Origin of the sequence: Enterococcus sp. DIV0806c, from assembly GCF_051710905.1 — a bacterium.
Lineage (GTDB): Bacteria > Bacillota > Bacilli > Lactobacillales > Enterococcaceae > Enterococcus_B > Enterococcus_B mundtii.
Map to the genome: position 1 here is coordinate 908,468 of NZ_JBIOLO010000001.1, position 23,339 is coordinate 931,806.

Annotated in this window: 20 protein-coding genes; 17 read left to right on the forward strand and 3 right to left on the reverse strand. The window is 38.8% G+C overall.

What is annotated here, in order from left to right:
• Positions 1–14 precede the first annotated feature (14 nt).
• The 13 genes from mraY (at position 15) to tnpA (ending at position 14,248) form a co-directional block, all read left to right on the forward strand.
• A complete protein-coding gene (gene mraY, locus IGK77_RS04270; RefSeq protein WP_066026042.1) occupies positions 15–977 on the forward strand; it encodes a phospho-N-acetylmuramoyl-pentapeptide-transferase in 963 nt (320 codons plus the stop codon).
• A gap of 12 nt (positions 978–989) precedes the next feature.
• Positions 990–2,360 (forward strand): UDP-N-acetylmuramoyl-L-alanine--D-glutamate ligase, encoded by a 1,371-nt coding sequence (murD, locus tag IGK77_RS04275; protein WP_071865930.1) that lies wholly within the window; start codon positions 990–992, stop codon positions 2,358–2,360.
• An 18-nt stretch (positions 2,361–2,378) separates the two neighbouring features.
• Positions 2,379–3,467 (forward strand): undecaprenyldiphospho-muramoylpentapeptide beta-N-acetylglucosaminyltransferase, encoded by a 1,089-nt coding sequence (murG, locus tag IGK77_RS04280; protein ID WP_071865931.1) that lies wholly within the window; start codon positions 2,379–2,381, stop codon positions 3,465–3,467.
• Between the two features lie 14 nt (positions 3,468–3,481).
• Positions 3,482–4,654, forward strand: a complete 1,173-nt coding sequence (locus tag IGK77_RS04285; protein ID WP_074800187.1) for a cell division protein FtsQ/DivIB — start codon at positions 3,482–3,484, stop codon at positions 4,652–4,654.
• Between the two features lie 154 nt (positions 4,655–4,808).
• Entirely contained in the window at positions 4,809–6,137 is a 1,329-nt protein-coding gene (gene ftsA, locus IGK77_RS04290) for a cell division protein FtsA (RefSeq protein ID WP_074800190.1), read from the forward strand.
• A gap of 21 nt (positions 6,138–6,158) precedes the next feature.
• Positions 6,159–7,406 (forward strand): cell division protein FtsZ, encoded by a 1,248-nt coding sequence (gene ftsZ, locus IGK77_RS04295; RefSeq protein ID WP_010735977.1) that lies wholly within the window; start codon positions 6,159–6,161, stop codon positions 7,404–7,406.
• A 15-nt stretch (positions 7,407–7,421) separates the two neighbouring features.
• Positions 7,422–8,108 (forward strand): YggS family pyridoxal phosphate-dependent enzyme, encoded by a 687-nt coding sequence (locus tag IGK77_RS04300; protein ID WP_071865934.1) that lies wholly within the window; start codon positions 7,422–7,424, stop codon positions 8,106–8,108.
• Positions 8,108–8,707 (forward strand): cell division protein SepF, encoded by a 600-nt coding sequence (locus IGK77_RS04305; RefSeq protein WP_065095674.1) that lies wholly within the window; start codon positions 8,108–8,110, stop codon positions 8,705–8,707. The genes IGK77_RS04300 and IGK77_RS04305 overlap by 1 nt, the downstream gene beginning before the upstream one ends.
• Positions 8,708–8,737: 30 nt before the next feature.
• Positions 8,738–9,007, forward strand: coding sequence for a YggT family protein (locus tag IGK77_RS04310; protein ID WP_071865935.1), 270 nt, complete (start codon positions 8,738–8,740; stop codon positions 9,005–9,007).
• 35 nt (positions 9,008–9,042) lie between these two features.
• On the forward strand, positions 9,043–9,825 hold the full coding sequence (locus IGK77_RS04315) for an RNA-binding protein (protein WP_065095675.1): 783 nt from the start codon (positions 9,043–9,045) through the stop codon (positions 9,823–9,825).
• Positions 9,826–9,845: 20 nt separating this feature from the next.
• Positions 9,846–10,553: a DivIVA domain-containing protein gene (locus IGK77_RS04320; RefSeq protein ID WP_019722916.1), complete on the forward strand. Its 708-nt coding sequence runs from the start codon at positions 9,846–9,848 to the stop codon at positions 10,551–10,553.
• 244 nt (positions 10,554–10,797) lie between these two features.
• Positions 10,798–13,590, forward strand: a complete 2,793-nt coding sequence (ileS, locus tag IGK77_RS04325; RefSeq protein WP_074800193.1) for an isoleucine--tRNA ligase — start codon at positions 10,798–10,800, stop codon at positions 13,588–13,590.
• A gap of 202 nt (positions 13,591–13,792) precedes the next feature.
• Positions 13,793–14,248 (forward strand): IS200/IS605 family transposase, encoded by a 456-nt coding sequence (tnpA, locus tag IGK77_RS04330; RefSeq protein ID WP_100917284.1) that lies wholly within the window; start codon positions 13,793–13,795, stop codon positions 14,246–14,248.
• A gap of 196 nt (positions 14,249–14,444) precedes the next feature.
• Here the strand turns inward: tnpA and zwf are convergent, their stop codons facing one another.
• The 3 genes from zwf to IGK77_RS04345 form a co-directional block, all read right to left on the reverse strand.
• Positions 14,445–15,968, reverse strand: coding sequence for a glucose-6-phosphate dehydrogenase (gene zwf / locus IGK77_RS04335; protein ID WP_177187671.1), 1,524 nt, complete (start codon positions 15,966–15,968; stop codon positions 14,445–14,447).
• Positions 15,969–15,982: 14 nt separating this feature from the next.
• The gene (locus IGK77_RS04340) at positions 15,983–16,630 is read right to left on the reverse strand and encodes a metal-dependent transcriptional regulator (RefSeq protein WP_071865938.1); all 648 of its coding nucleotides are present in this window, start codon (positions 16,628–16,630) and stop codon (positions 15,983–15,985) included.
• Positions 16,631–17,005: 375 nt separating this feature from the next.
• Entirely contained in the window at positions 17,006–17,350 is a 345-nt protein-coding gene (locus IGK77_RS04345) for a DUF4828 domain-containing protein (protein ID WP_071865939.1), read from the reverse strand.
• 172 nt (positions 17,351–17,522) lie between these two features.
• Here IGK77_RS04345 and sfsA point away from each other — a divergent pair, with 172 nt between their 5' ends.
• From sfsA to IGK77_RS04365, 4 genes are all read left to right on the forward strand, one after another.
• Positions 17,523–18,251, forward strand: coding sequence for a DNA/RNA nuclease SfsA (gene sfsA / locus IGK77_RS04350; RefSeq protein ID WP_071865940.1), 729 nt, complete (start codon positions 17,523–17,525; stop codon positions 18,249–18,251).
• A gap of 15 nt (positions 18,252–18,266) precedes the next feature.
• The gene (locus tag IGK77_RS04355; RefSeq protein ID WP_074799790.1) at positions 18,267–19,280 is read left to right on the forward strand and encodes a Gfo/Idh/MocA family protein; all 1,014 of its coding nucleotides are present in this window, start codon (positions 18,267–18,269) and stop codon (positions 19,278–19,280) included.
• The gene (locus IGK77_RS04360; protein ID WP_074799789.1) at positions 19,280–20,557 is read left to right on the forward strand and encodes a DEAD/DEAH box helicase; all 1,278 of its coding nucleotides are present in this window, start codon (positions 19,280–19,282) and stop codon (positions 20,555–20,557) included. Before IGK77_RS04355 ends, IGK77_RS04360 begins: the two co-directional genes overlap by 1 nt.
• Positions 20,558–20,619: 62 nt before the next feature.
• Positions 20,620–23,322 (forward strand): sigma 54-interacting transcriptional regulator, encoded by a 2,703-nt coding sequence (locus IGK77_RS04365; RefSeq protein WP_074799788.1) that lies wholly within the window; start codon positions 20,620–20,622, stop codon positions 23,320–23,322.
• The last annotated feature ends 17 nt before the right edge of the window (positions 23,323–23,339 follow it).

Here is a 23,339-nt window from a genome sequence, read left to right on the forward strand (position 1 = left end):
GGAGAGAAGAGAGCATGGATTTGACACAAACATTAATTCCCATTGCGAGTAGTTGTGCAATGACGATTGCAACAATGCCGTTATTTATTGGTTATTTTCAAATGAAAAAACAAGGCCAAGCCATTCGTGAGGAAGGACCTAAATGGCATAATGTAAAAGCCGGAACTCCAACGATGGGGGGATTGGTGTTTTTAGTCAGTGCGCTCTTGACAGGTATCTGGGTAGGCGCTTGGCAACAACAGCTGACGCCTACTCTTTTCATCCTACTTTTTGTACTTGCCCTATACGGAGCAATTGGTTTTTTAGATGATTTCATCAAAATCTTCAAGAAAAGAAATATGGGATTGAACTCGAAGCAAAAATTGATTGGCCAAATTGTTGGGGGGATCATCTTTTATCTCGTTTATCGTGGTGAAGGATACCCTGGAACACTGAATTTTTTTGGAATTGATCTTCCATTAAGTTGGTTGTACGGATTATTCGCGATTTTCTGGTTAGTTGGTTTTTCCAATGCTGTTAACTTAACAGATGGTATTGATGGTTTAGTAGCTGGATTAGGAAGTATTTCTTTTTTGACCTACGCAGTTATCGCTTGGCACCAACAGCAGTATGATGTCTTAATTATCTGCTTGAGTGTTTTAGGTGGTTTACTAGGGTTTTTCGTCTATAATCGCAAACCTGCCAAAATATTCATGGGGGATGTCGGTTCCTTAGCATTAGGAGGATTATTAGCAGCAATCTCGATCATGCTCAATCAGGAATGGACATTACTATTGATCGGTCTGATGTATGTCATCGAAACAGCTAGCGTGATGTTACAAGTATCTTCTTTCAAATTGACTGGTAAAAGAATCTTTAAAATGTCACCAATCCATCATCATTTCGAGATGAGTGGTTGGTCTGAATGGAAGATAGATACTGTCTTTTGGATAACAAGTGTAATTACTTCGTTGATCACATTGTGGATCGTATGGTAGGAGATGACGAGAATGAAAAAAATAACAACTTATGAAAATAAAAAAGTCCTTGTATTAGGATTAGCAAAAAGTGGATTCAGTGCGGCCAAGTTATTACATGAACTGGGCGCACTTGTCACCGTTAATGATGGAAAACCGTTTGATGAAAATCCTGAAGCGCAAGAATTACTTTCTTTAGGGATCAAAGTAGTGACTGGTAGTCACCCAATTGAATTATTAGATGAAAAATTTTCAATGCTGGTCAAAAATCCAGGGATTCCTTACACACATCCATTCGTTGCAAAAGCTCAAGAAATGGGTATTCCGGTAATTACGGAAGTTGAACTGGCTTACGAAGTAGCGGAATGCCCAATTATCGGCATAACAGGCACCAACGGAAAAACGACGACAACAACAATGACTGGGTTATTGTTGAATGCGGGGAAATCAGCAGGTATCACTCGTTTAGCTGGTAATATTGGCTATCCTGCAAGTAGTGTGGCACAAGAAGCAAATCCGGAAGACAAGATTGTTATGGAACTTTCAAGTTTTCAATTGATGGGGATTACTGATCTTCGTCCCCACATTGCAGTGATCACCAATATCTACGAAGCACATATCGACTATCATGGCTCTCGTCCAGCCTACGTTAAAGCTAAATGGCATTTGCAAAAAAACATGACGTCAGAGGATTATCTTGTACTGAATTGGAATCAGAAAGAATTACAGGAACTAAGTAAAAAAACAAAAGCGAAAGTGTTACCTTTTGCGACAGATCAAGTCTTAGAGACAGGTGCTTATTCTTTTGAGGGAGTTATTTATTACGACAAAGAAAAAGTCATGGAAATCTCAGAAATAGGTGTTCCAGGAGCACACAATGTCGAAAATGCGTTAGCAGCTATTACTGTTGCAAAACAATATAATGTCTCAAATGAAGAAATAAAAGAAACATTGAGTCATTTTCATGGCGTACCACATCGTACACAATATGTCGGTGAGGTCCAAGGACGTAAATTTTACAATGATTCGAAAGCCACAAATATCTTAGCGACCAAGATGGCATTAAGCGGATTTCAACCAGAAAAATTGATTCTGATCGCCGGTGGACTTGATCGGGGCAATAGCTTTGATGAACTCATTCCATCACTTGAAGGTGTGAAGGGATTGATCACTTTTGGTGAAACCAAAGAGAAATTGAAGGATGCTGGTGAAAAAGCGGGCATACCAACGATCTGCACCGCAGAGTCTGTGGAAGCTGCGGTTCCTGTAGCTTTAGAAAATAGCGAGCCAGGAGATGTGGTTTTATTATCACCAGCCAATGCAAGTTGGGACCAATATCCTAATTTTGAGATCCGTGGCGATCGCTTTATGGAAGCCGTTAGAAAATTAAAAATAGAAAAGTAGAAACGAGCGATAATAACTATGAAAATTTTGGTAACAGGTGGAGGAACCGGTGGACATATCTATCCCGCGCTAGCCTTCGTCAATTATGTGAAAACACAAGAGCCGAACGCCGAGTTTATGTATGTAGGTGCAAAACGTGGTTTGGAAAACAAAATTGTTCCAACCACTGGGATTCCTTTTCATACCTTAGAGATCCAAGGATTTCAGCGAAAGTTTTCACTAGCTAATGTCAAAACGATCCAATTATTCTTAAAAAGTATCCATCAAGCGAAAAAAATACTAAAAGAATTTCAGCCAGACATCGTGATCGGAACCGGTGGTTATGTTTCTGGAGCAGTTGTGTATGCCTCAGCTAAGTTAGGGATTCCGACAATCATCCATGAACAAAATAGTGTGCCGGGGATGACAAATAAATTTTTGAGTCGTTATGTGGATCGAATCGCGCTTTCTTTTAAAGATGCAGCGACCTTTTTTCCGGAGGACAAATCAGTTTTGATTGGTAACCCGCGAGCACAAGAAGTTGCAGATACGATGAAAACAGATATTCTAAAAAAATTTGATCTTGATCCTGAGAAGAAAACAGTCTTGATTTTTGGAGGAAGCCAAGGGGCATTAAAAATCAATCAAGCTGTTACTTCTTATTTGGATACATTTGAAGCGACGGATTATCAGATCCTTTATGCATCAGGAGAACGTTATTATCAAAGCATTAAGGAAAAGTTAGGAGAAACAAAAGCAAATATCAGTATTCAACCTTACATCAATGAAATGGCAGCGGTGATGGCGGCAAGTGATCTATTGGTCGGACGAGCAGGGGCAACCTCCATTGCTGAGCTGACCGCACTTGGGTTACCTGCGATCCTTATCCCAAGTCCTTATGTGACAAACGATCATCAGACAAAAAACGCGATGAGTCTCGTTCGAGTTGGGGCGGCTAAGATGATTGCGGATGGAGAGTTGGATGGTGATTCGTTGGGTGCCGCGATAAATGAGATCATGACAGATGAAACACTGCAAAAAAGCATGTCAACTGCCTCTAAAACATTAGGTATCCCGGATGCGTCTGAGCGCTTGTACCAACTAGCAAAATCGTTAATCATAGAATAAGGTGGTGGTCATAGATGAGTAAGAAAAAAGAAACAAAAAAAATGCCTGAGAAGTCAAACGATGAAAACTCGCTGACACCTTGGCAAATGGCCAACCGAAAATACTTAGAAGAACATAAAGAAAAAACAGATCATCAGACAGGAACAAGTGAAAAAAGCGAGCATGAAGAAGAACAAAAAGATCCTATTTCTTCTGAAAAAGAAGAATTGCTTGTTGAAGAAGATGATTTATTAGACTATGAAGAAATCGAACATAAGAAAGACGGAGGACCGTATAATGGTTCGTTTATCGATCGCTTGCCTAATTTAAAAAATTATCGAAACAAAGTTTTATACAAAAGGCTGAGTTTAATCATTTCCATTCTTTTGATTCCTTTGTTATTTTTGATTTATTACGTTTCCCCGTTGAGCAAATTAGAGGGTGTTTCTATTTCCGGAAATGAAGTTGTTTCGAAAGAAGAAATATTGAAGGATACGCAATTAGCATTGAATCAACATATTTGGGGACAGTATTGGCAACGCCAAAGTTACATCGATCATTTGAAAAAAGAGCAACCTCGAATAAAATCTGCTACGATCGGTTTTAGTAGTGTCAATACATTTGATCTGTCTGTCACTGAATATAAAGAGATTGCTTTGATTTTAACGGACGGAAAATATAGCCCTGTGATCGAAGATGGAACAGTGTTGGATGAGACCGTTGAAAGTCCAACAAAAAATCTTCCGATCCTAGAAGGATTTACTGACCCAACAAAAATCAAAGATTTAGCAATAGAATATAATAAACTATCTCCAGAGTTACAAAAAGCCATTTCGGAAATCAAATATACGCCACGTAATACGAATCAAAATTTGATCCAGCTGAATATGAACGATGGCAATCAAGTGATCGTCAATATTACTAACTTAGCATCACAAATGAATTTTTATGCGCAAGTAGCTAGTGAAATGAAAGAAAATGGTGTGATCGATATGGAAGTAGGGATTTTTTCTTACCCTTACTCAAATAATAGCGAAGAAGCAGAAGAAGGATCAGAAGAAAGTACAGATGAAAGTGCGCAAAGTGCGGATCAAACTTCTACTCCAGAAACAGGCGTTGATGATCCTCAAATAAGTGAGAATCAAGACGAAATGAATCCAACGAATGAAAATACGACCCCATCTTCGTCAAGTTTAGATGAAAATTAAGAAAACCACTGTAAAATGTGATAATCTACTTTCTAAAAACTGGTAATTTATGGTAAAATTGGAAACAGTGAATATATCTATAAAGTATATTTTTAAAACGGACGTTATTGGTTCGCATGTATATGGAATAGTTAAGTAGGAGGGAATCCCATTCATGGCAAAAACAGGAATGTACGTAGGCCTTGATATTGGAACGACATCTGTCAAAGTTGTCGTGGCTGAATATATCGACAGCCAAATGAATATTATTGGAGTAGGGAACGCAAAATCAGAAGGGATTAACCGAGGCATCATCGTTGATATCGATAAAACAGTACAAGCGATACAGCGAGCAGTGCGTCAGGCAGAAGAAAAAGCCGGCATTCAAATCAAAAGTGTAAGCGTGGGTCTACCAGCAAACATGCTTGAAGTAGAAAACTGCCAAGGGATGATTGCAGTAAACGGAGATTCAAAAGAAATCACCGATGAAGATGTCCGCAATGTGGCTTCAGCTGCACTGGTTCGTTCAATACCTCCTGAACGTCAAATCGTGTCAATTTTACCACAGGACTTTACGGTAGATGGATTCGAAGGCATCAAAGATCCTCGTGGGATGATCGGTGTCAGATTAGAAATGTATGGTCTATTATTTACAGGACCAAAAACAATCATTCATAACATTCGTAAGTGTGTTGAGAATGCGGGATTGATCGTCAATGAATTAGTGATCACACCTTTAGCGTTGACTGAATCAATTCTTTCAGATGGAGAAAAAGATTTTGGTACAATCGTTATCGATATGGGTGGTGGACAAACAACAACAGCTGTCATGCATGACAAACAGTTGAAATTCACGAGCCTAGATCAAGAAGGTGGCGAATTTGTCACAAAAGATATCTCCATTGTTTTAAATACTTCCTTCAACAATGCAGAAGCATTAAAAATAAATTACGGGGATGCTTATCCAGAACGTACCTCAGAGCAAGAAGAATTTCCGGTAGATGTGATTGGCCAAACAGAACCTGTTCGAGTCGATGAACATTACCTATCAGAAGTGATCTCTGCTCGAATGGAACAAATCTTCAATAAAGCAAAAGAAGCATTAGATCAAATCGAAGCATTAGAGCTGCCTGGTGGTATCGTGTTAACTGGTGGGGCAGCAAGCCTTCCAGGTGTCGTTGATTTGGCACAGGAAATATTTGGCGTAAACGTGAAACTTTATGTACCAAATCAAATGGGTCTAAGAAATCCGGTATTTACAAACGTGATCAGTATCGTTGATTACTCTGCGAATTTAAGTGAAGTATACCAATTAGCTAAAATCGCTGTTATGGGGGAATCAGCACCTGTTCATTATACAACCAATGAGCCGGAAGCTCACACATCATATGAACAATACGATGTGGCAGAAGAAACAATGTATAACGAAGAACCAGAAGAAAAAAATTCTGGCGAAAACGTAACAAGTAAAATCAAAGGATTTTTTACCAATATATTTGATTAATCATCGTGGGAGGAAAAAAACATGGAATTCTCAATTGATAATAACATCAATGACGGCGCAGTCATCAAAGTAATCGGCGTCGGTGGTGGAGGCGGAAACGCTGTAAACCGTATGATTGAAGAAAACGTTAAAGGTGTTGAGTTTATCACTGCCAACACAGACGTTCAAGCATTAAAAAATTCAAAAGCTGAAACAGTGATCCAATTAGGCCCTAAATACACACGTGGTTTAGGAGCAGGTTCACAACCAGAAGTTGGCCAAAAAGCAGCTGAAGAGAGTGAACAATCTTTACGTGAAGCATTAGAAGGCGCAGACATGATCTTCATCACTGCTGGTATGGGTGGTGGAACTGGTACTGGTGCTGCACCGATCGTTGCTGGAATTGCTAGAGAATTAGGCGCATTGACAGTAGGTGTTGTCACTCGTCCATTTACATTTGAAGGACCAAAACGTGGCCGTTTCGCTGCGGAAGGTATCGCACGTTTGAAAGAAAATGTTGATACATTATTGATCATCTCAAACAACCGTCTTCTTGAAGTCGTTGACAAAAAGACACCAATGCTTGAAGCATTCCGTGAGGCAGATAATGTCTTACGCCAAGGTGTGCAAGGTATCTCTGATCTAATCACTGCACCAGGTTACGTAAACTTGGATTTTGCTGATGTAAAAACAGTCATGGCAAACCAAGGTACTGCTTTGATGGGTATCGGAGTAGCAAGCGGTGAAGAACGCGTGATCGAAGCAACGAAGAAAGCAATCTCTTCTCCATTATTAGAAACATCGATCGATGGGGCAGAACAAGTCCTATTGAACATCACTGGTGGCTTGGATATGACGTTATTCGAAGCACAAGATGCTTCAGATATCGTAGCAAATGCAGCAACTGGCGATGTAAATATCATCTTAGGTACATCGATCAATGAAGAAATGGGCGATGAAATCCGTGTAACGGTCATTGCTACAGGTATTGATGAAACAAAAAAGGAACGAAAGTCTAGTCGTCCAGCTAGACAAACGTCAACTCAAACGCAATCTTCTGCTCAAAGCAATCGACTAGACATGGACCAAGCAAAACCAATTACTGCTGAAGATGAAAGCAGTTTTGGTGATTGGGACATCCGTCGCGAACAAAATGTTCGTCCAAAAGTGGATGAGTCTAATTACGAAACTATTGAGAAAAAAGAATTTGATACATTCAATCGTGAAGAAACAAAAACAAAAGGTGACGACGAATTGAATACACCGCCGTTTTTCCGTCGTAAAAAATAAAAGGAGGAAGAGCACATGATTGCTGACAACTTGCAGAATATCAAGCAAGACATTCAGGATTCGTGTGCTCTTGTTCATCGTGACCCGAAAGAAGTGACATTAGTAGCTGTTACAAAATCTGTAGAATCACTCCAAACTGAAGAATTAATCAATGCTGGAGTCACACATTGTGCAGAAAATCGTGTCGATAAATTGTTGCAAAAAAAACAAGATTTGCTTAAATATTCTGAAGTGAAGTGGCATTTAATTGGTAATTTACAACGCAGAAAGGTAAAATTGATTGTAAATGAAATTGATTACTTTCATGCGTTAGACAGTTTGAAATTAGCAGAAGAAATCCAAAAAAGATTAGAAAAACAATTAGCTTGTTTTGTGGAAGTCAATGTGTCTGGTGAAGTATCGAAACACGGTATCTCACCAGCGGAGCTTCTACCTTTCTTAGAATCTTTAGCAGCCTATCCAAATATACAGGTAGTGGGACTTATGACTATGGCACCGAAGGACGCTTCTGCTGAACAAATTCGTAAAGTGTTTGAAACGCTGAGAGAATTGCGTGATCTTGCCCAATCAAAACAATACACACATGCACCATGTACCGAACTGAGCATGGGGATGAGCCAAGATTTTCAACTTGCAATTGAAGAAGGAGCTACATTTATCCGTGTAGGAACAGCGCTATTCAAAGACGAGGAGGAAGAATAATGCCACTTTTAAACAGGGGAGCAATTGCTAATTTTTTCGGATTAGCTGATGAAGAAGAGTACGAATACGAAGATTATCCTGAACAACAACAGGTTGCTAAGCAACCAACTAAATCAAACACACAGTATCAACAACATTCTCCAGCTGTTTCACAGCCGATTGAAAAAAAACAACGCCCAACGACGACATCTCGTCCGGTTGGTCGTGAGAATGCGCCGACGAACGAAACAAAAAAAGTCATCGAATTACATCAAACTTCTACAAAAAATACGCAAAAAGACCAACGACAAACGAGACCATCTGTTCAACCTAACACACAGTTAGCAGGAAAAATCACAGTGATGGAACCTCGTGCCTACTCTGAAGCAATGACGATTGCTAAAAGGATCATTGCGGGAGAAGCAACATTAGTCAACTTTCGGTTAGTAGAAGAAAAGCAGGCTCGACGTATCGTGGATTTCCTAACAGGGACAGTCTATGCGTTAGACGGCGATATCAAACGAGTAGGTGATGAGATTTTCCTTTGCACACCAGCTGGTCTGGAAATCGATAGTTCAACGGCTCAATCTTTCGCAGATGGAAGTATGTTTGATCTGTAAAGAGGAGGAGCAAACATTTATATTCTTTTTATGTTACTTAATTTAATTTCACGTGCTGCATACTTTTATAGCATGATCCTAGTAGTCTATGCGTTACTATCTTGGTTTCCAGGAGGGTATCAATCTAGCCTTGGACGTATATTAGCAAAGATTTGTGAACCATATATCAGCCTATTCGATCGTTTGCCTTTAAGATTTGGACCAATGGATTTTACTGTCTTAGCATCAATTGTCATTTTAAATCTTGCTGTCCAAGGATTGCAGCATATCGTTTTATGGATGATTACGTTCGCTATTTAGTGTAGAACAACCAGGGATATATAGGAGGGAATCAAGTGGATACGAATGTGTATCAGCATTTCCGAGTAGATGAACGTCCGTTTATTGACTCTGTCGGAGATTGGATCGAACAGGTCCAAAGTCAGTATGCACCTTATCTGACAGAATTTCTTGATCCAAGACAATGTTACATCTTAGAGACCTTGATTCGCCAAAATAGTGACTTGCGTTTTCAATTATACGGTGGCTATGAGCAAGCAGAACGAAAAAGATGCTTGATTTTCCCAGACTACTATGAACCAGTTGACGATGATTTTGAAATGTCGTTATATGAAATCCATTACCCAAGTAAATTTGCCAGTTTGAGTCATGGAAAGATTTTAGGTACACTAGTTGGCACAGGGATTAAACGTTCTTACTTCGGTGATATTATTTCAGATGATGACCGATGGCAAGTTTTCATTGCAGACGAAATCGATCATTTTGTCGTTAATCAAGTGACTAAAATCGGGAAAGTGGCTGTTCGCTTAGAGGAGATCAATTACACAGATATGATCTTGCCAAAAGACAGCTGGACTCAAGAAAGAGGTACGGTCAGTTCACTTAGACTGGATAGTGTGATTTCGGAAATTTATAATATTTCAAGACAGCGTTCAAAGCAGCTGATCGAATCGGGGAAAGTAAAAGTTAATTGGACAGAAAATACAAAACCGGATTTTTTGCTTGAGTTATTAGATATTGTTTCGATCAGAGGATATGGTAGAATACAAATCCAAGACCTTGAGGGGAAAACAAAGAAAGACAAGTGCAGGGTGTTGTTTGGTGTATTACGTAAATAAAACAAGAAGGTGGTTTACTCATGGCTTTAACTCCATTAGATATTCAAAATAAAACATTCCCAACAAAAATGCGGGGATATAATCAAGACGAAGTAGATGATTTCTTAGATTTAGTTGTTCGTGATTACGAAGAAGTAACACAAAGAAATCGTGAGTTAGAAAAAGCAGTGAAGCATTCAGAAGAAAAACTTGAATACTTCAATGAACTGAAAGATGCGTTGAATCAATCGATTATCGTGGCACAAGATACAGCCGACAAAGTAAAAACAAGCGCAAGTAAAGAATCAGAAGTGATCGTGACTTCTGCACAAAATAAAGCAGACGAAATGGTAGCAAACGCTGAAAAACGCGCACACCAATTAACAACGGATGCAGAAGAAAAAGCCCGCCGTATCTTGACAGATGCGACTGAAAAAGCAAGACAATTGGCTACAGAAACAGAAGATTTGAAAAAGAAAACACGTGTATTCCATCAACGAATCAGCTTGATGTTGGAATCACAACTTGAACAAGTGAAAAGTCCAGAATGGGATGAAATCTTACAACCATTCTCGAGTTATGTAACAGACAGCCATGAAGTAATCAAAGAAGTTTTGGCAAAACAGCTTGACAATGAAATTGAAAGTGATGTACACTCTGAAACAGGAGTATACGAGTCTCCAGTGACTGCTTTTGATACGCAAGCAATCGATCTTTCGATCATTCCTGGAGAATACGAAGAAGAGTAGAACAGAAAAGCATTTTGACATTCTTAAAGCGAGCCAATGACAGTGTAAGATTGGTAAGACCCTGCAAAGTGAAAGATCCTCTACTTGCTTTATTTCTGAACGACAGTAAGAAATAGCGGCTGACCTCGTTATCGGTCTTCGAGAGTTACGATCGTAACTAAATTTGGGTGGTACCACGGCATGTTCGTCCCTAGGATGAACATGCTTTTTTGCGTTCTGTAAACTATAGTTAAGGAGTGTTTGTATGAAAATGAAAGAAACCTTGCAACTAGGAAAAACAAGTTTTCCTATGCGTGGGAATTTGCCGAACCGTGAAGGTGAGTGGCAAAAAGAATGGGAAGAAAATCAAATCTATCAACAAAGACAAGCGTTGAATGAAGGCAAACCAAGCTTTATTCTTCATGATGGGCCTCCGTATGCAAACGGAAATATCCATTTAGGGCATTCTTTAAACAAAATTAGTAAAGATATCATCATCCGTTCAAAATCAATGTCTGGTTTTCGTGCGCCGTACGTTCCCGGTTGGGATACGCATGGTTTACCAATCGAGCAAGTATTGACGAACAAAGGAATCAAAAGAAAAGAAATGACGATGGCTGAATACTTGGAAAAATGTCGTGAATACGCCCTTTCACAAGTAGACAAACAACGGGAAGACTTTAAACGTTTAGGTGTTGCTGGTGATTGGGAAAATCCTTATGTCACTTTAGATCCTTCCTATGAAGCTGCACAGATCCGTGTGTTTGGTAAAATGGCTGAAAAAGGGTATATCTACAAAGGATTAAAACCAATTTACTGGTCACCATCTAGTGAATCCTCATTAGCTGAAGCTGAAATTGAATATAAAGATGTCAAATCTCCTTCTATCTATGTCGCTTTCACTGTGAAGGATGGCAAAGGTCTTTTGGAAGAAGATACTGCTTTCGTTATTTGGACAACGACACCATGGACATTGCCAGCTAACCAAGGGATTGCTGTAAACCCAACATTTACGTATGTCTTAGTAGAAGCTGATGGTCGCAAATTTGTTGTTGCCAAAGATTTGATGGAAACGGTGCAACAGGCAATTGGCTGGGAAACAGTCGTAGTCTTAAAAGAATTTGCAGGACAAGAGATGGAATACATGACAGCGTCACATCCATTCTATGATCGTGAATCTTTAGTGATCTTAGGAGATCACGTGACCTTGGATGCAGGTACTGGATTAGTCCACACCGCACCTGGACATGGGGAAGATGACTATATTGCAGGAAATCGTTACAAATTACCTGTTGTTTCTCCCGTTGATTCTAAAGGTGTATTTACGGATGAAGCACCTGGATTTGAAGGAATCTTTTATGACAAAGCAAATCCAATGATCACGGATCTATTACAAGAAAAAGGTGCCTTGTTGAAATTGGATTTCTTCACCCATAGTTACCCACATGACTGGCGTACTAAAAAACCTGTCATTTATCGTGCAACACCACAATGGTTTGCTTCAATCAATGATTTCCGCCAAAATATTCTTGATGAAGTGGAAAAAGTTGATTGGATCATTCCATGGGGAAAAACACGTCTTTACAATATGGTACGTGATCGCGGCGATTGGGTCATCTCACGCCAACGTGCTTGGGGCGTCCCACTACCAATTTTTTATGCTGAAAATGGCGAAGCGATCATTACACCTGAGACTATTGAACATGTCGCTGAATTATTTGCGGCCCATGGCTCAATCATTTGGTTTGAAAAAGAAGCGAAGGATTTACTGCCTGAAGGCTTTACGCATCCAGGATCGCCAAATGGCGAATTCACTAAAGAAACAGATATCATGGACGTCTGGTTTGATTCAGGTTCTTCTCATGAAGCTGTTTTACGTCAACGCCCTGAGTTATCTTTCCCAGCAGATATGTATCTTGAGGGTTCAGATCAATATCGTGGTTGGTTCAATTCAAGTATCACTACAAGTGTAGCGATCAATGGTGTTGCGCCATACAAATCAGTTTTATCCCAAGGCTTCACGTTAGATGGCGAAGGTCGAAAAATGAGTAAATCATTAGGCAATACGATCGTTCCAGATAAAGTGATCAAACAATTTGGTGCGGATATTCTACGTCTATGGGTATCTAGTGTGGACTACGAAGCAGATGTTCGTGTGTCTATGGATATTTTAGGACAAGTTGCTGAAGTTTATCGGAAAATCCGAAATACGATGCGTTTCCTATTAGCAAATACGGATGATTTTGACCCTAAGAAAGATGCAGTAGCGTATGAAGATCGTCGTTCAGTTGATAAATATATGACAGTTCGTTTAAATCAAGTCATCAAAGAAATTCGTGAAGAAGGATATGATAAGTATAACTTTATGCAAATCTATCGCACAGTGATGAATTTCTTAACAGTTGATCTTTCTTCTTTCTATCTTGATTTTGCAAAAGATGTTGTTTATATTGAAGCAGAAAATGATCATCAACGTCGTTGTATGCAAACTGTTTTTTACGAAACAGCTGTTTCATTAACAAAATTATTGACACCAATCATTCCTCATACAACAGAGGAAATCTGGTCATTCTTAAAAGAAGAAGAAGCTTATGTTCAATTAAGTGAGCTACCAGGATATGTTGAATATGCGAACCAAGATGAGTTGTTAGATACATGGGCGGCCTTCATGGATTTCCGTGATAAAGTCTTAAAAGCACTAGAAGAAGCAAGAAATAGTAAATTGATCGGAAAATCATTAGAAGCAAAATTAACGATCTATCCGAATCAACAAGTGAATCAATTATTGACAGCAGTTGCTGCGGACATTCCTCAGTTATTGATCGTCTCACCAGACTACTTTACGATTATGCCAGAAAACACTGAAGCGCCTGAAAATGCTTTAGTCTTTGATGATGTAGCGATTTTAGTCGAAAAAGCAGAAGGTGAAACGTGTGATCGTTGCCGTCAAATCCGTAAAGATGTTGGAACTGATGAAAAATTACCACACTTATGCGGACGTTGCGCACAACTTGTTGAAGAATTTTATCCAGAAGCAGTCGCAGAAGGTTTTGAATAAAAGTTAGTAAAAAACAACCAAACACATTTTGTGTTTGGTTGTTTTTATTATTGTCTTTAGACCAAGTTGAGCTCGCAAAGCGAGTGAAACAGAAAACCACCTGCTATGCGGGTGGGGAATAAAAGGTTCTACCAAAAAGCCCTTCCTATCGTTAAAATATGATTGTTCAGGTCATATTGATAACGAAAGGAAGGGAAAAGAAATGGCTAATAAAGCAAATAGTTTAGCCCATACAAAGTGGCTGTGCAAATACCACATTGTATTCACACCAAAGTATAGAAGAAAAATCATCTATAATCAATATCGAGCAAGTATTCAAGAAATTATCAAACGACTATGTAAGTATAAGGGAGTAGAAATCTTGGAAGGACATATGATGCCAGATCACGTCCATCTATTATTGAGTATCCCACCAAAAATAAGCGTGTCAAGTTTTATGGGTTATCTTAAAGGAAAGAGTGCATTGATGATTTTTGATAAACATGCAAATTTAAAATATAAATTTGGCAATCGACATTTTTGGGCAGAAGGATATTATGTAAGCACAGTGGGATTGAATGAAGCGACCATAAGGAAATACATTCAAGAACAAGAGAAACATGATATAGCGCTAGATAAATTGAGCGTTCGAGAATACGAGGACCCTTTTAAGGGTTAGAGAGTAGAACAAAAACCTTTTTAAAGGTAGGCAAAAGTGACAAAGGCAATATGGCTTGAACATGAAATGAGAAAGCCAGCGTCTTTAGGCGCTGGCCGGTGTTAAGGGCTTATAGCCCTAGAGCAAACCACCCTTTTGAAGGGTGGTTATGATTACATCAAAGAGTATTTTTAAGCGAATAGCAAGTAATTGGTCACTAATCCAATTTACCGCGTTCACGGTACCAATGATCTGGTTGCCAGATCCATTCGAAACCGTCTTTTTCTAAAAGCTCGAATGCTGCTTCAGGACCCATAGAACCAGCTTTATAATTTGGGAAATCTGGTTGTACTTGATCCCAAACTTGGCGGATCACGTCAACGATATGCCAAGATTGTGCGACTTCTTCCCAATGAGAGAAGTTGGTGCTATCACCGTTCAATGCATCTAACATAAGCTTTTCATACGCTTCAGGACTATTTTCGACCATTTCAGCACTATTGCGATATTCCAGTTTGATTGGATCGGTGGCGAAGCCTTGACCAACTTTTTTTCCATTTAATGTAAATGAAAAACCTTCTGTTGGTTGAATATAGATAGTCAAAACATTTGGTGGTAACGTTGGATCATTACAAGGTTCGTCGATCGATGTTTTAAATACATTGACAGGTACTTGTTTAAAGACAATATTGATTCGTGTACCTTTTTCAGTAAGACGTTTCCCAGTACGTACATAAAACGGTACGCCAGACCAACGGAAATTATCGATCGTAAATTTTCCAGCAACAAATGTTTCAGTTGTCGATTGTGGATCAACGTTGTCTTCTTCACGGTAGCCTTTGAATGTCTGATCATCTAATTGACCTGCAGCATATTGCCCACGTACAAAATTTTCTAAGACTTCTTTTTTTTCATAAATACGAATAGCTTTTAACGCTTTGATTTTTTCTGATCTGATTTCTTTTTCGGAAAAGGCAACAGGCGGTTCCATCGCGAGTAATGCTAACACTTGAAGGATATGATTTTGGACCATGTCTTTTAACGCACCGCTGTGGTCATAGTAGCCGCCACGATCTTCGACACCTAAACTTTCACCAAAAGTGATCTGGATGTTGTCGATGTAACGATTGTTCCATTGAGACTCAAAAATATTATTGGCAAAGCGAATCGCAGAGATATTTTGAATCATTTCTTTACCTAAGTAATGGTCGATACGGAAAATATCGTCTTCTGGAAAGGCTTGTCGAATTTTTTCATTCAATTCAAATGCAGAATTGAAATCAGAACCAAAAGGTTTTTCGATAATCAATCGGTTGAAGCCAGTTTCAGTGATGATTTTCTGAGATTTCAAATGTGAAACGATCGTGCCGAAAAATTGAGGAGCCATAGCTAAATAGTACATTCGATTACCATTCAAGTGGTATTTTTCATCTAAACGATCAGATAATTCTTTTAATGTTTGGTAATGAGAAGAATCATTGACATCATGAGATTGATAATAAAAATGGCTAGCAAATCGTTCGGCTTCTTCGGCAGAAGGATTTAATGTTTCGATTGTTCCTTTAACCACTTCACGATAGTGTTCATCACTCCAAGGACGACGTGCTGTACCGATCACAGCAAAATGTTCACTCAAGTTACCTTTTTTGTATAAACGAAAAAGTGAAGGATACAATTTACGTTGTGCTAAATCTCCTGTACCGCCAAATATAGTAAATAATACGTTTTTTTCATTCATTATTTGGGTAATCTCCTTTACAGTTTATCGACAAAAATTGTGCTGGCGGCTTTAAAGCTGACAGGAATTTTTTTGGTTTTATTTTGGATGGTGATTGGTCCTTCATAGGCCGCTACATCAGTGATTTCATAAGTTTCATCAATATTGACATCGATTGTGACTAAATAGTCTAATAATTCCTTTTCATCAAGGACACGAGCGATCCGAATTTTTGTACCGACTGGATAGGATTCAAGTGTTTGACGACGCTCTTCATGGACAACCTGTTCTTTTTCAGGAATAATGCCTCCGTGAGGACAATGTTTAGGATGATTTAAATAACTTTCTAAATGATCCGCAAGCTGTTCAGAAGTCACATGCTCAAGTACTTCTGCATCGTCATGGACTTCATTCCAGTTGTAATCTAAATGTTCGACTAAAAAAACTTCCCATAATCGATGTTTACGTATCAGGCTACTTGCTTTTATCAGTCCACTATCAGTCAATTGTACACCTTGGTAAGGAGAGTGTTCGACTAGTTTTTCTTTGACGAGTTTAGAAATCATTTCGCTTACTGAAGCAGGTGACACTGCTAGGCTAGAAACGATTTGTTTATTGTTGACTTTAGTTGTGTCACCGCCTAATTCCAGAATGATTTTTAAATAATCTTCTCGGTTTGGTGTCATATGCGATCATCCTTTCATGGTAAGAAACCATCACTTGTAAGTGTAACAAAAAAAACACAAATTGACTATTTTATGAGAAAAAAATAGGACGGAAATGTCGGTTTTTTTTTCGTATTCAATCGTTCGTCCATCTTTCCAAGTAGTTGTTTGAGATGTGCAGTGATCAAATAGCCACTAGTTGAAAAGTACTTTGATCTTATCATAGCATAATTTGTTCGATCGTTGTGACCTAGAGGAAGTTGCATGGATGAAACTTGTAAAACGAGACAAAGGGTTTAGAAAACAGCAATTTTCTAAACCCTTCGTTTTATTTTTATAAAAAAGAAGTACGTTAATGAAGTAATTGGCAGTGTATCATCTACTAAGCTAGGATAATCATGATTTTTTTGATAACAAATAAGCGGAATCGTTTGCTTCATCGTACAGTAACATGTCGTTGTAAGAAAACGTTAGGTAAAAGCCGTACTGATCTCTAACTATCAATTTTTCGGAAGTAACTTCGACTAATAGTGTTCCTAAAGAACGGTCATCAAGCCAAAAAGAATAATCAGAATGAATGGTCAGTTCATGGTGTGTTTGGCTGGTATCTGTAAATGACCAAGTTCCACAGTATTTATCCAGATGATCGACCTGTGCTTCTTTCTTTTTATGATCGAGTACTTTTTTTCCAGCAAGTGTTGCGATACCGGCAAGTAGGATATAGAGGATTCTTTTTTTCATTTTTTCCACTCCTTTGTCTTCATTTATGATAAAAGCATATTTTGCTTATTGTCCCTTTTCTTATAGTTTACTAAAGAACGTGCATGATTTCTCTAAGACTTTCGACTGGTTTTTCAAGTGTTTTTAGTAAAAATATGGTAGGATACAGTAGTAGGGAGACAGGTGATCACTATTGGAGTACCAAGATGTTGAAATTGCTTACTTCATTGAAAGACCAAATCGCTTTATTTCTTTTTGTTTGAACAAAAAAGGAGAAGTAGTCAAAACCCATGTTAAGAATACAGGTAGAGGCAAAGAGTTATTGCTTCCTGGTGCAGAGGTGGCGTTAGTACACATTCCTGGAACAAAGCGTAAAACTGCGTATGATCTGATTGCTGTTAAAAAAGAGCAGCAGTGGTTCAATATCGATAGTCAGTTACCAAACCGATTAGCGGTTGATGGGATTTTAGATGGGACGATCCACTTACCAAATTTAAATGGTGATATTGTGTTCTACAAACGTGAAGTGACCTTTGGCAAGTCTAAATTCGATATTTATTTAGAAACAAGTTGCGGACAAAAAGCATTTGTAGAAGTCAAAGGGATGACTCTGGAAAACAAAGCAATAGGTGCTTTTCCCGATGCACCGACCATTCGTGGACTTAAACACGTCAATGAATTGATCCGCGCGCATCAAGAAGGCTATGAGGCCTATATTCTTTTTATTGCACAATTTGAACACTTGCATCAAGCAACGATCCATGAGCAGATGCAACCAGAATTAGCCACTGCTTTTCGTTTGGCTCAGCAAGCAGGTGTTCAAGTAATCGTATATAATTGTCAAGTAACAGAAAAACAAGTGGTATTGAAACAAGCAATCCCATTTGACCTAAATACAGTTTTTGAAGATCCTAATTTATAGAAAGAAGGCGTAAAGATGATCCATTTAGGTATAATCGGCACAAATTGGATTACCCATCAATTTGTTCAAGCAGCATTAGCGACACGTAAGTATGAATTAACAGCTGTTTATTCAAGACATTTAGAAAAGGCGCAACAATTTGGCGCAGAATATGAAGGCGATATCGCATTCGCAACAGATTTAACTGTTTTTTTTGAGTTAGAACATATGGTTACCGTCTATATTGCTTCGCCAAACAGTTTGCATTTTCAACATGCGAAGCAAGCAATTTTGGCTAGAAAAAATGTAATTGTAGAAAAACCGGCATTTAGTACGCCAAAAGAAATGGAAGAGATCATTCATTTAGCCAATCAAGAGAAAGTCTTTTTCTTTGAAGCCGCGCGAAATATCCATGAAGCTGGGTTTAAAAAAATTGCTGAATTTTTACCTTTGAAAGATGAGATCATTGGCGCGAATTTCAGCTATATGAAATATTCTTCTCGTTATGATCAAGTGTTAGATGGGGAAGAACCGAATATTTTCTCTCCGCGTTTTTCAGGTGGCGCAATGATGGATCTCGGCGTTTACCTCGTTTATGCAGCTGTAGGTTGGTTTGGCAAGCCGCAAGAAGTTCATTATTTCCCTAGAAAAATAGCCACAGGCGTTGATGGATTAGGTTGGGGAATTTTAAGATATGCTACTTTTGATGTGGCGATCCAACCGGGCAAGATCGGTGATTCATATCTACCTTCCGAGATTTATTTTGATAGTGGAACGGTGATCATGAATGGCGTCAATGCAATTGAGCAAGCAGAATACCATGATCGTAACCACGAACAAATTGAAAAATTAGAGATCGTTGCTTCTGAAAATCCAATGAGTGAAGAGGCAGAAGATTTTGCGAATGTGATCATGAACCCTAAAGATCCACAATGGGGATTACAGTATGAAGAATGGGTCGAACTTGCACGAAACGTGAATCAAGTCGTTTATGATTTGCGAATCAGTGGAGGGATCGAATTCGATGCAGATAAAGAGGGAACTGAGTAATGACTGATTTTGTAAAACATTTTCCAACTAATTGGCAAAACAAATGGGAAGAAAAAGGGTTCACTGTCCCATCGTTTATCCAACAAGAAGTATTCACTGACTTAAAAGAAGGTAAAAGCTTGATTGCTGTTTCTCCAACCGGTTCTGGTAAGACCTTAGCTTATCTATGGCCCTTGCTATTGAATGTGAAAAAAGGTGAGGCAAGTACTTTGTTGATCCTTGCTTCTTCTCAAGAATTGGCGATCCAAGTTGCAGAGGTCACTAGAGAATGGGCAAAAGATTTAGCAATCTCTGTCCAATCTGTTGTGGGCGGCGCAAATGTCAAACGCCAAATTGAAGGACTAAAAAAGAAACCGGAAGTATTGGTAGGCACACCAGGTCGTGTATTAGAGTTGATGAAACAAAAAAAAATAAAGGCTCATCAAATCAAAACAATCGTATTTGACGAGGCAGATCAACTTTTTGATGAAGGAAATCGACCATTTATTGATCAAATCGTTCATCAAGCGCCAACGGACTACCAGTTAGCTTTCTTTTCAGCAACAGCCGATCGTTCCATCCAGCAAATCGAATCATTGACAAAACAATCGCTGAAAGTGGTCGACGTTACAAAAATGGATGATTCAAGGAAAGGACTTAGTCACTATTTTATACGTGTCCCTGCTCGAAAAACAGAGGACTATCTAAGACGATTAGCGCATGTGGAAGGTTTCCAAGGTCTTGTTTTTTTCAACCAGTTGAGCGAGTTAGGCATGATGGAAGAAAAAATGAGTTATCGAGGAATCCGCGTGGCGAGTTTAGCATCTGACCAAAACAAGCTATTACGCAAAGCGGCATTAACTCAATTCAAAGAAGGCAAAATCAGCATGTTGTTATCAACGGATGTAGCTGCTCGTGGGCTAGATATCGCTGAACTTCCTTATGTTGTCAATGTCGACGTGCCAATGACAGAAGAAACATATTTGCATCGTGCAGGTAGAACTGGTCGAATGGGGCAACAAGGACAAGTCATCACCTTTGTGAATGAACATACACTAAGAGATTTAAAAAAAATTGCTCGACAAACAGAAACAGAACTCACTGAATTATTTATTTATGGGGGAGGCTTACAGACAGAAGCCCCTGAAAAAGCCCCAACAAAAATGCTCCCAAAAAAGAAAGAATTAGGAAAAAAAGAAGCAAGTGAAACAGTAACAAAAAAAGTTGCTTCTTCTCCGAAAACAAAACACAAAAACAAGCATAAAAAAGATAAAAATAAAGGAGCAAGGCGCAAATAAGCGCCTTTTTGTGTTATTATATTGAAAATGGAAACAGGTCGTTTGGTTAAAGGAGAGTTAGCATGAACGAAAGACAGGAAGAAATCTTGGATTTACTTACGGAAAATCATAAAGGATTGACAGCAACAGATGTTGCGAAGCAATTAGAGATTGATCGTAGTAATGCAAGCCGTTATCTAAGTGATTTATATAAAGCGCATTACATCGTGAAAAGCACTGGCAGACCTGTAGTTTATTCTATGCCTCCCAAAAAAACAGCTTCAGATAAAGTTCATGTGGACGCTTCTACACAAGTCACTTTTGAAACCTTAGTAGGGGAGAATGAATCATTAAAAGTAAGTATCCAACAGGCAAAAGCAGCGATCTTATATCCGCCAAGAGGATTGCATACGATTATATTTGGGGAGACAGGAACTGGAAAATCGATGTTTGCTGAATGTATGTACCATTTTGCAATCGATTCGGAAATGCTTTCTCCAGATGCCCCCTTTATTTCATTTAATTGTGCGGATTATGCGCAAAACCCACAGTTGTTGTTTGGGCATATCTTCGGAATAAAAAAAGGTGCCTATACAGGTGCAACACAAGATAGCCAAGGTTTGATGGCTAAAGCAGATGGGGGGATCTTATTTTTAGATGAGATCCATCGCTTACCTCCAGAAGGGCAAGAGATGCTCTTCACGTTTATCGACAAAGGGGTTTATCGCCCATTAGGGGAGAGCGCACAAGTCCATGAGGCGTCTGTTCAGATCATCGGAGCAACGACAGAATCATCTGAAAGTTTTTTGACGACATTTAACCGTAGGATACCGATGGCAATCACTTTGCCAAATCTGGCCTCTCGTTCATTAGATGAGCGGTATGAAATCATTTCCTTGTTTATCAAGCAAGAAGCCAATCGCTTGAATCAACGGATCGATATTGAAAAAGAAGCGATTTTAGCTTTTATGCTATACGACGCAGAGGGAAATATCGGGCAAGTAAAACGTGACCTGAAATTAGTCTGTGCGAAGTCATTCCTTCATTATCGTATGCACCAAGAAGAAAAATTAGTCATTCGAAAAGAAGAGTTATCCCTGCAAGTCCAAAAAGGATTATTACGAATCAAAGAAGTCCCTGAACGATTAGATCGCTTCATGGATAGTAAGAGTCAATATTTGACGTTTGAGCCAGGATTCGCTGATGTGGTTTGGTCTAGGGACCCAGAAAGAAACATGCAAGTGTACAATGACATTGAAGAAAAGGTGATGTCGCTTTCTGAATCGGATGGCGAAAATATTGATCTTGAAGCGTTGATCTCGAAAGATGTCGATGCCTATTTTCAAACGTACGTCAAAGAATTGACGAAAAGTACGATTCCTAAAGATTTACTTCCAGAAGACATCTGGCGTTTGACAAATGAGCTATATGATGTCGCTGAGAAACGATTAGATCGAATCTATAACCAAAAAGCACGCTTTGCGTTTGCCTTACATTTGCAAAGTACATTAGATCGTGTCAAAGATGGTCACATGATCGTTCATCCTGACTTGAATAATATACGAAAGAAGTTCAAAAAAGAATTTCAAGTTGCGATCGATTTATCTACGATCATTGAAGAAGATCAACAAGTAGAGATCCCATTTGATGAAATTGGTTTTATCAGTATGTTTTTATCGATCAATCTCGGAGAAAGTGAGCCAGTCAAAGAAAATAAAGTCGACGTGTTAGTCTTGATGCACGGGCGACAAACTGCTTCAAGTATGTTGGAGATGGCACAAGCTTTACTCGGAACAACGATCGGTCAAGCGTTCAATATGCCATTAGAGATGGAAGTTCAATCCATGTATGAAGAAGTATTGAAATATGTAAAAAATCGTCAAAGCAATTTAACAAATGGCTTGATTCTACTGACTGATATGGGTTCACTGAATACATTCAGCGATTTGATCTATGAAGAGACGGGGATACGTACAAAAGCAATCACGATGACCAGTACCATGATCGTCATCGAAGCAATCCGGATGGCAAATGTTGGTAGAAGCTTAGAAGATATCTACCAAAGTATCCAAATGTCTTTTGAATCGATTGTCAAAGATCAATTTAAAATCGAAAAGCAGGAATTGAACGAACGGAAAAAAGCAGTGATCGTAACTTGTTTTACTGGAGAAGGAGTGGCCGCAAAACTGTATCAACGAATCGTACCCGTTATCAATCAGGATAAAGTTGAAGTGATCCAAATGCAGTTTTTGGAACGTGAATCATTTAAACGCCACATTGATGCGTTATTGGAAGAATATGAGATCAAGGCGATTGCCGGAACTGTTGAGGTAGATTATCAAAATATCCCATTCTTTTCTGCCTATGACGTATTCGATGATGAAAAACTCAATACATTGAAACGCATCGCAGATGACGAAGTTCCGACAGCAAAAATTGTTGATTCATTAAAAGACTCATTGAATGCGATATCATCTGTTGAGCGTTTGATCCAAGCTTTGCAAAAAGCGATCCAACAAATCCAAACAGACTTATCGATCATTGTTGAACCAGGTGTGGATACGGGTATCGTGATCCATGTTGCTTTTTTGATTGATGGTCTGATCAAACATGAAAAATTACGTACATTTGATGATTTCCCGATTTTTGCAAAAATGTATCGCTTAGAAATGGATATCGTTCGAACGAATTTGATTGGGATCGAACGTAAATATGGTGTGAAAATCCCGGAACATGAGATTGCTTTTATCACACAAATGTTTATAGAAAATAAAATAAAAAAATGATTGAAATTGCACAGTGC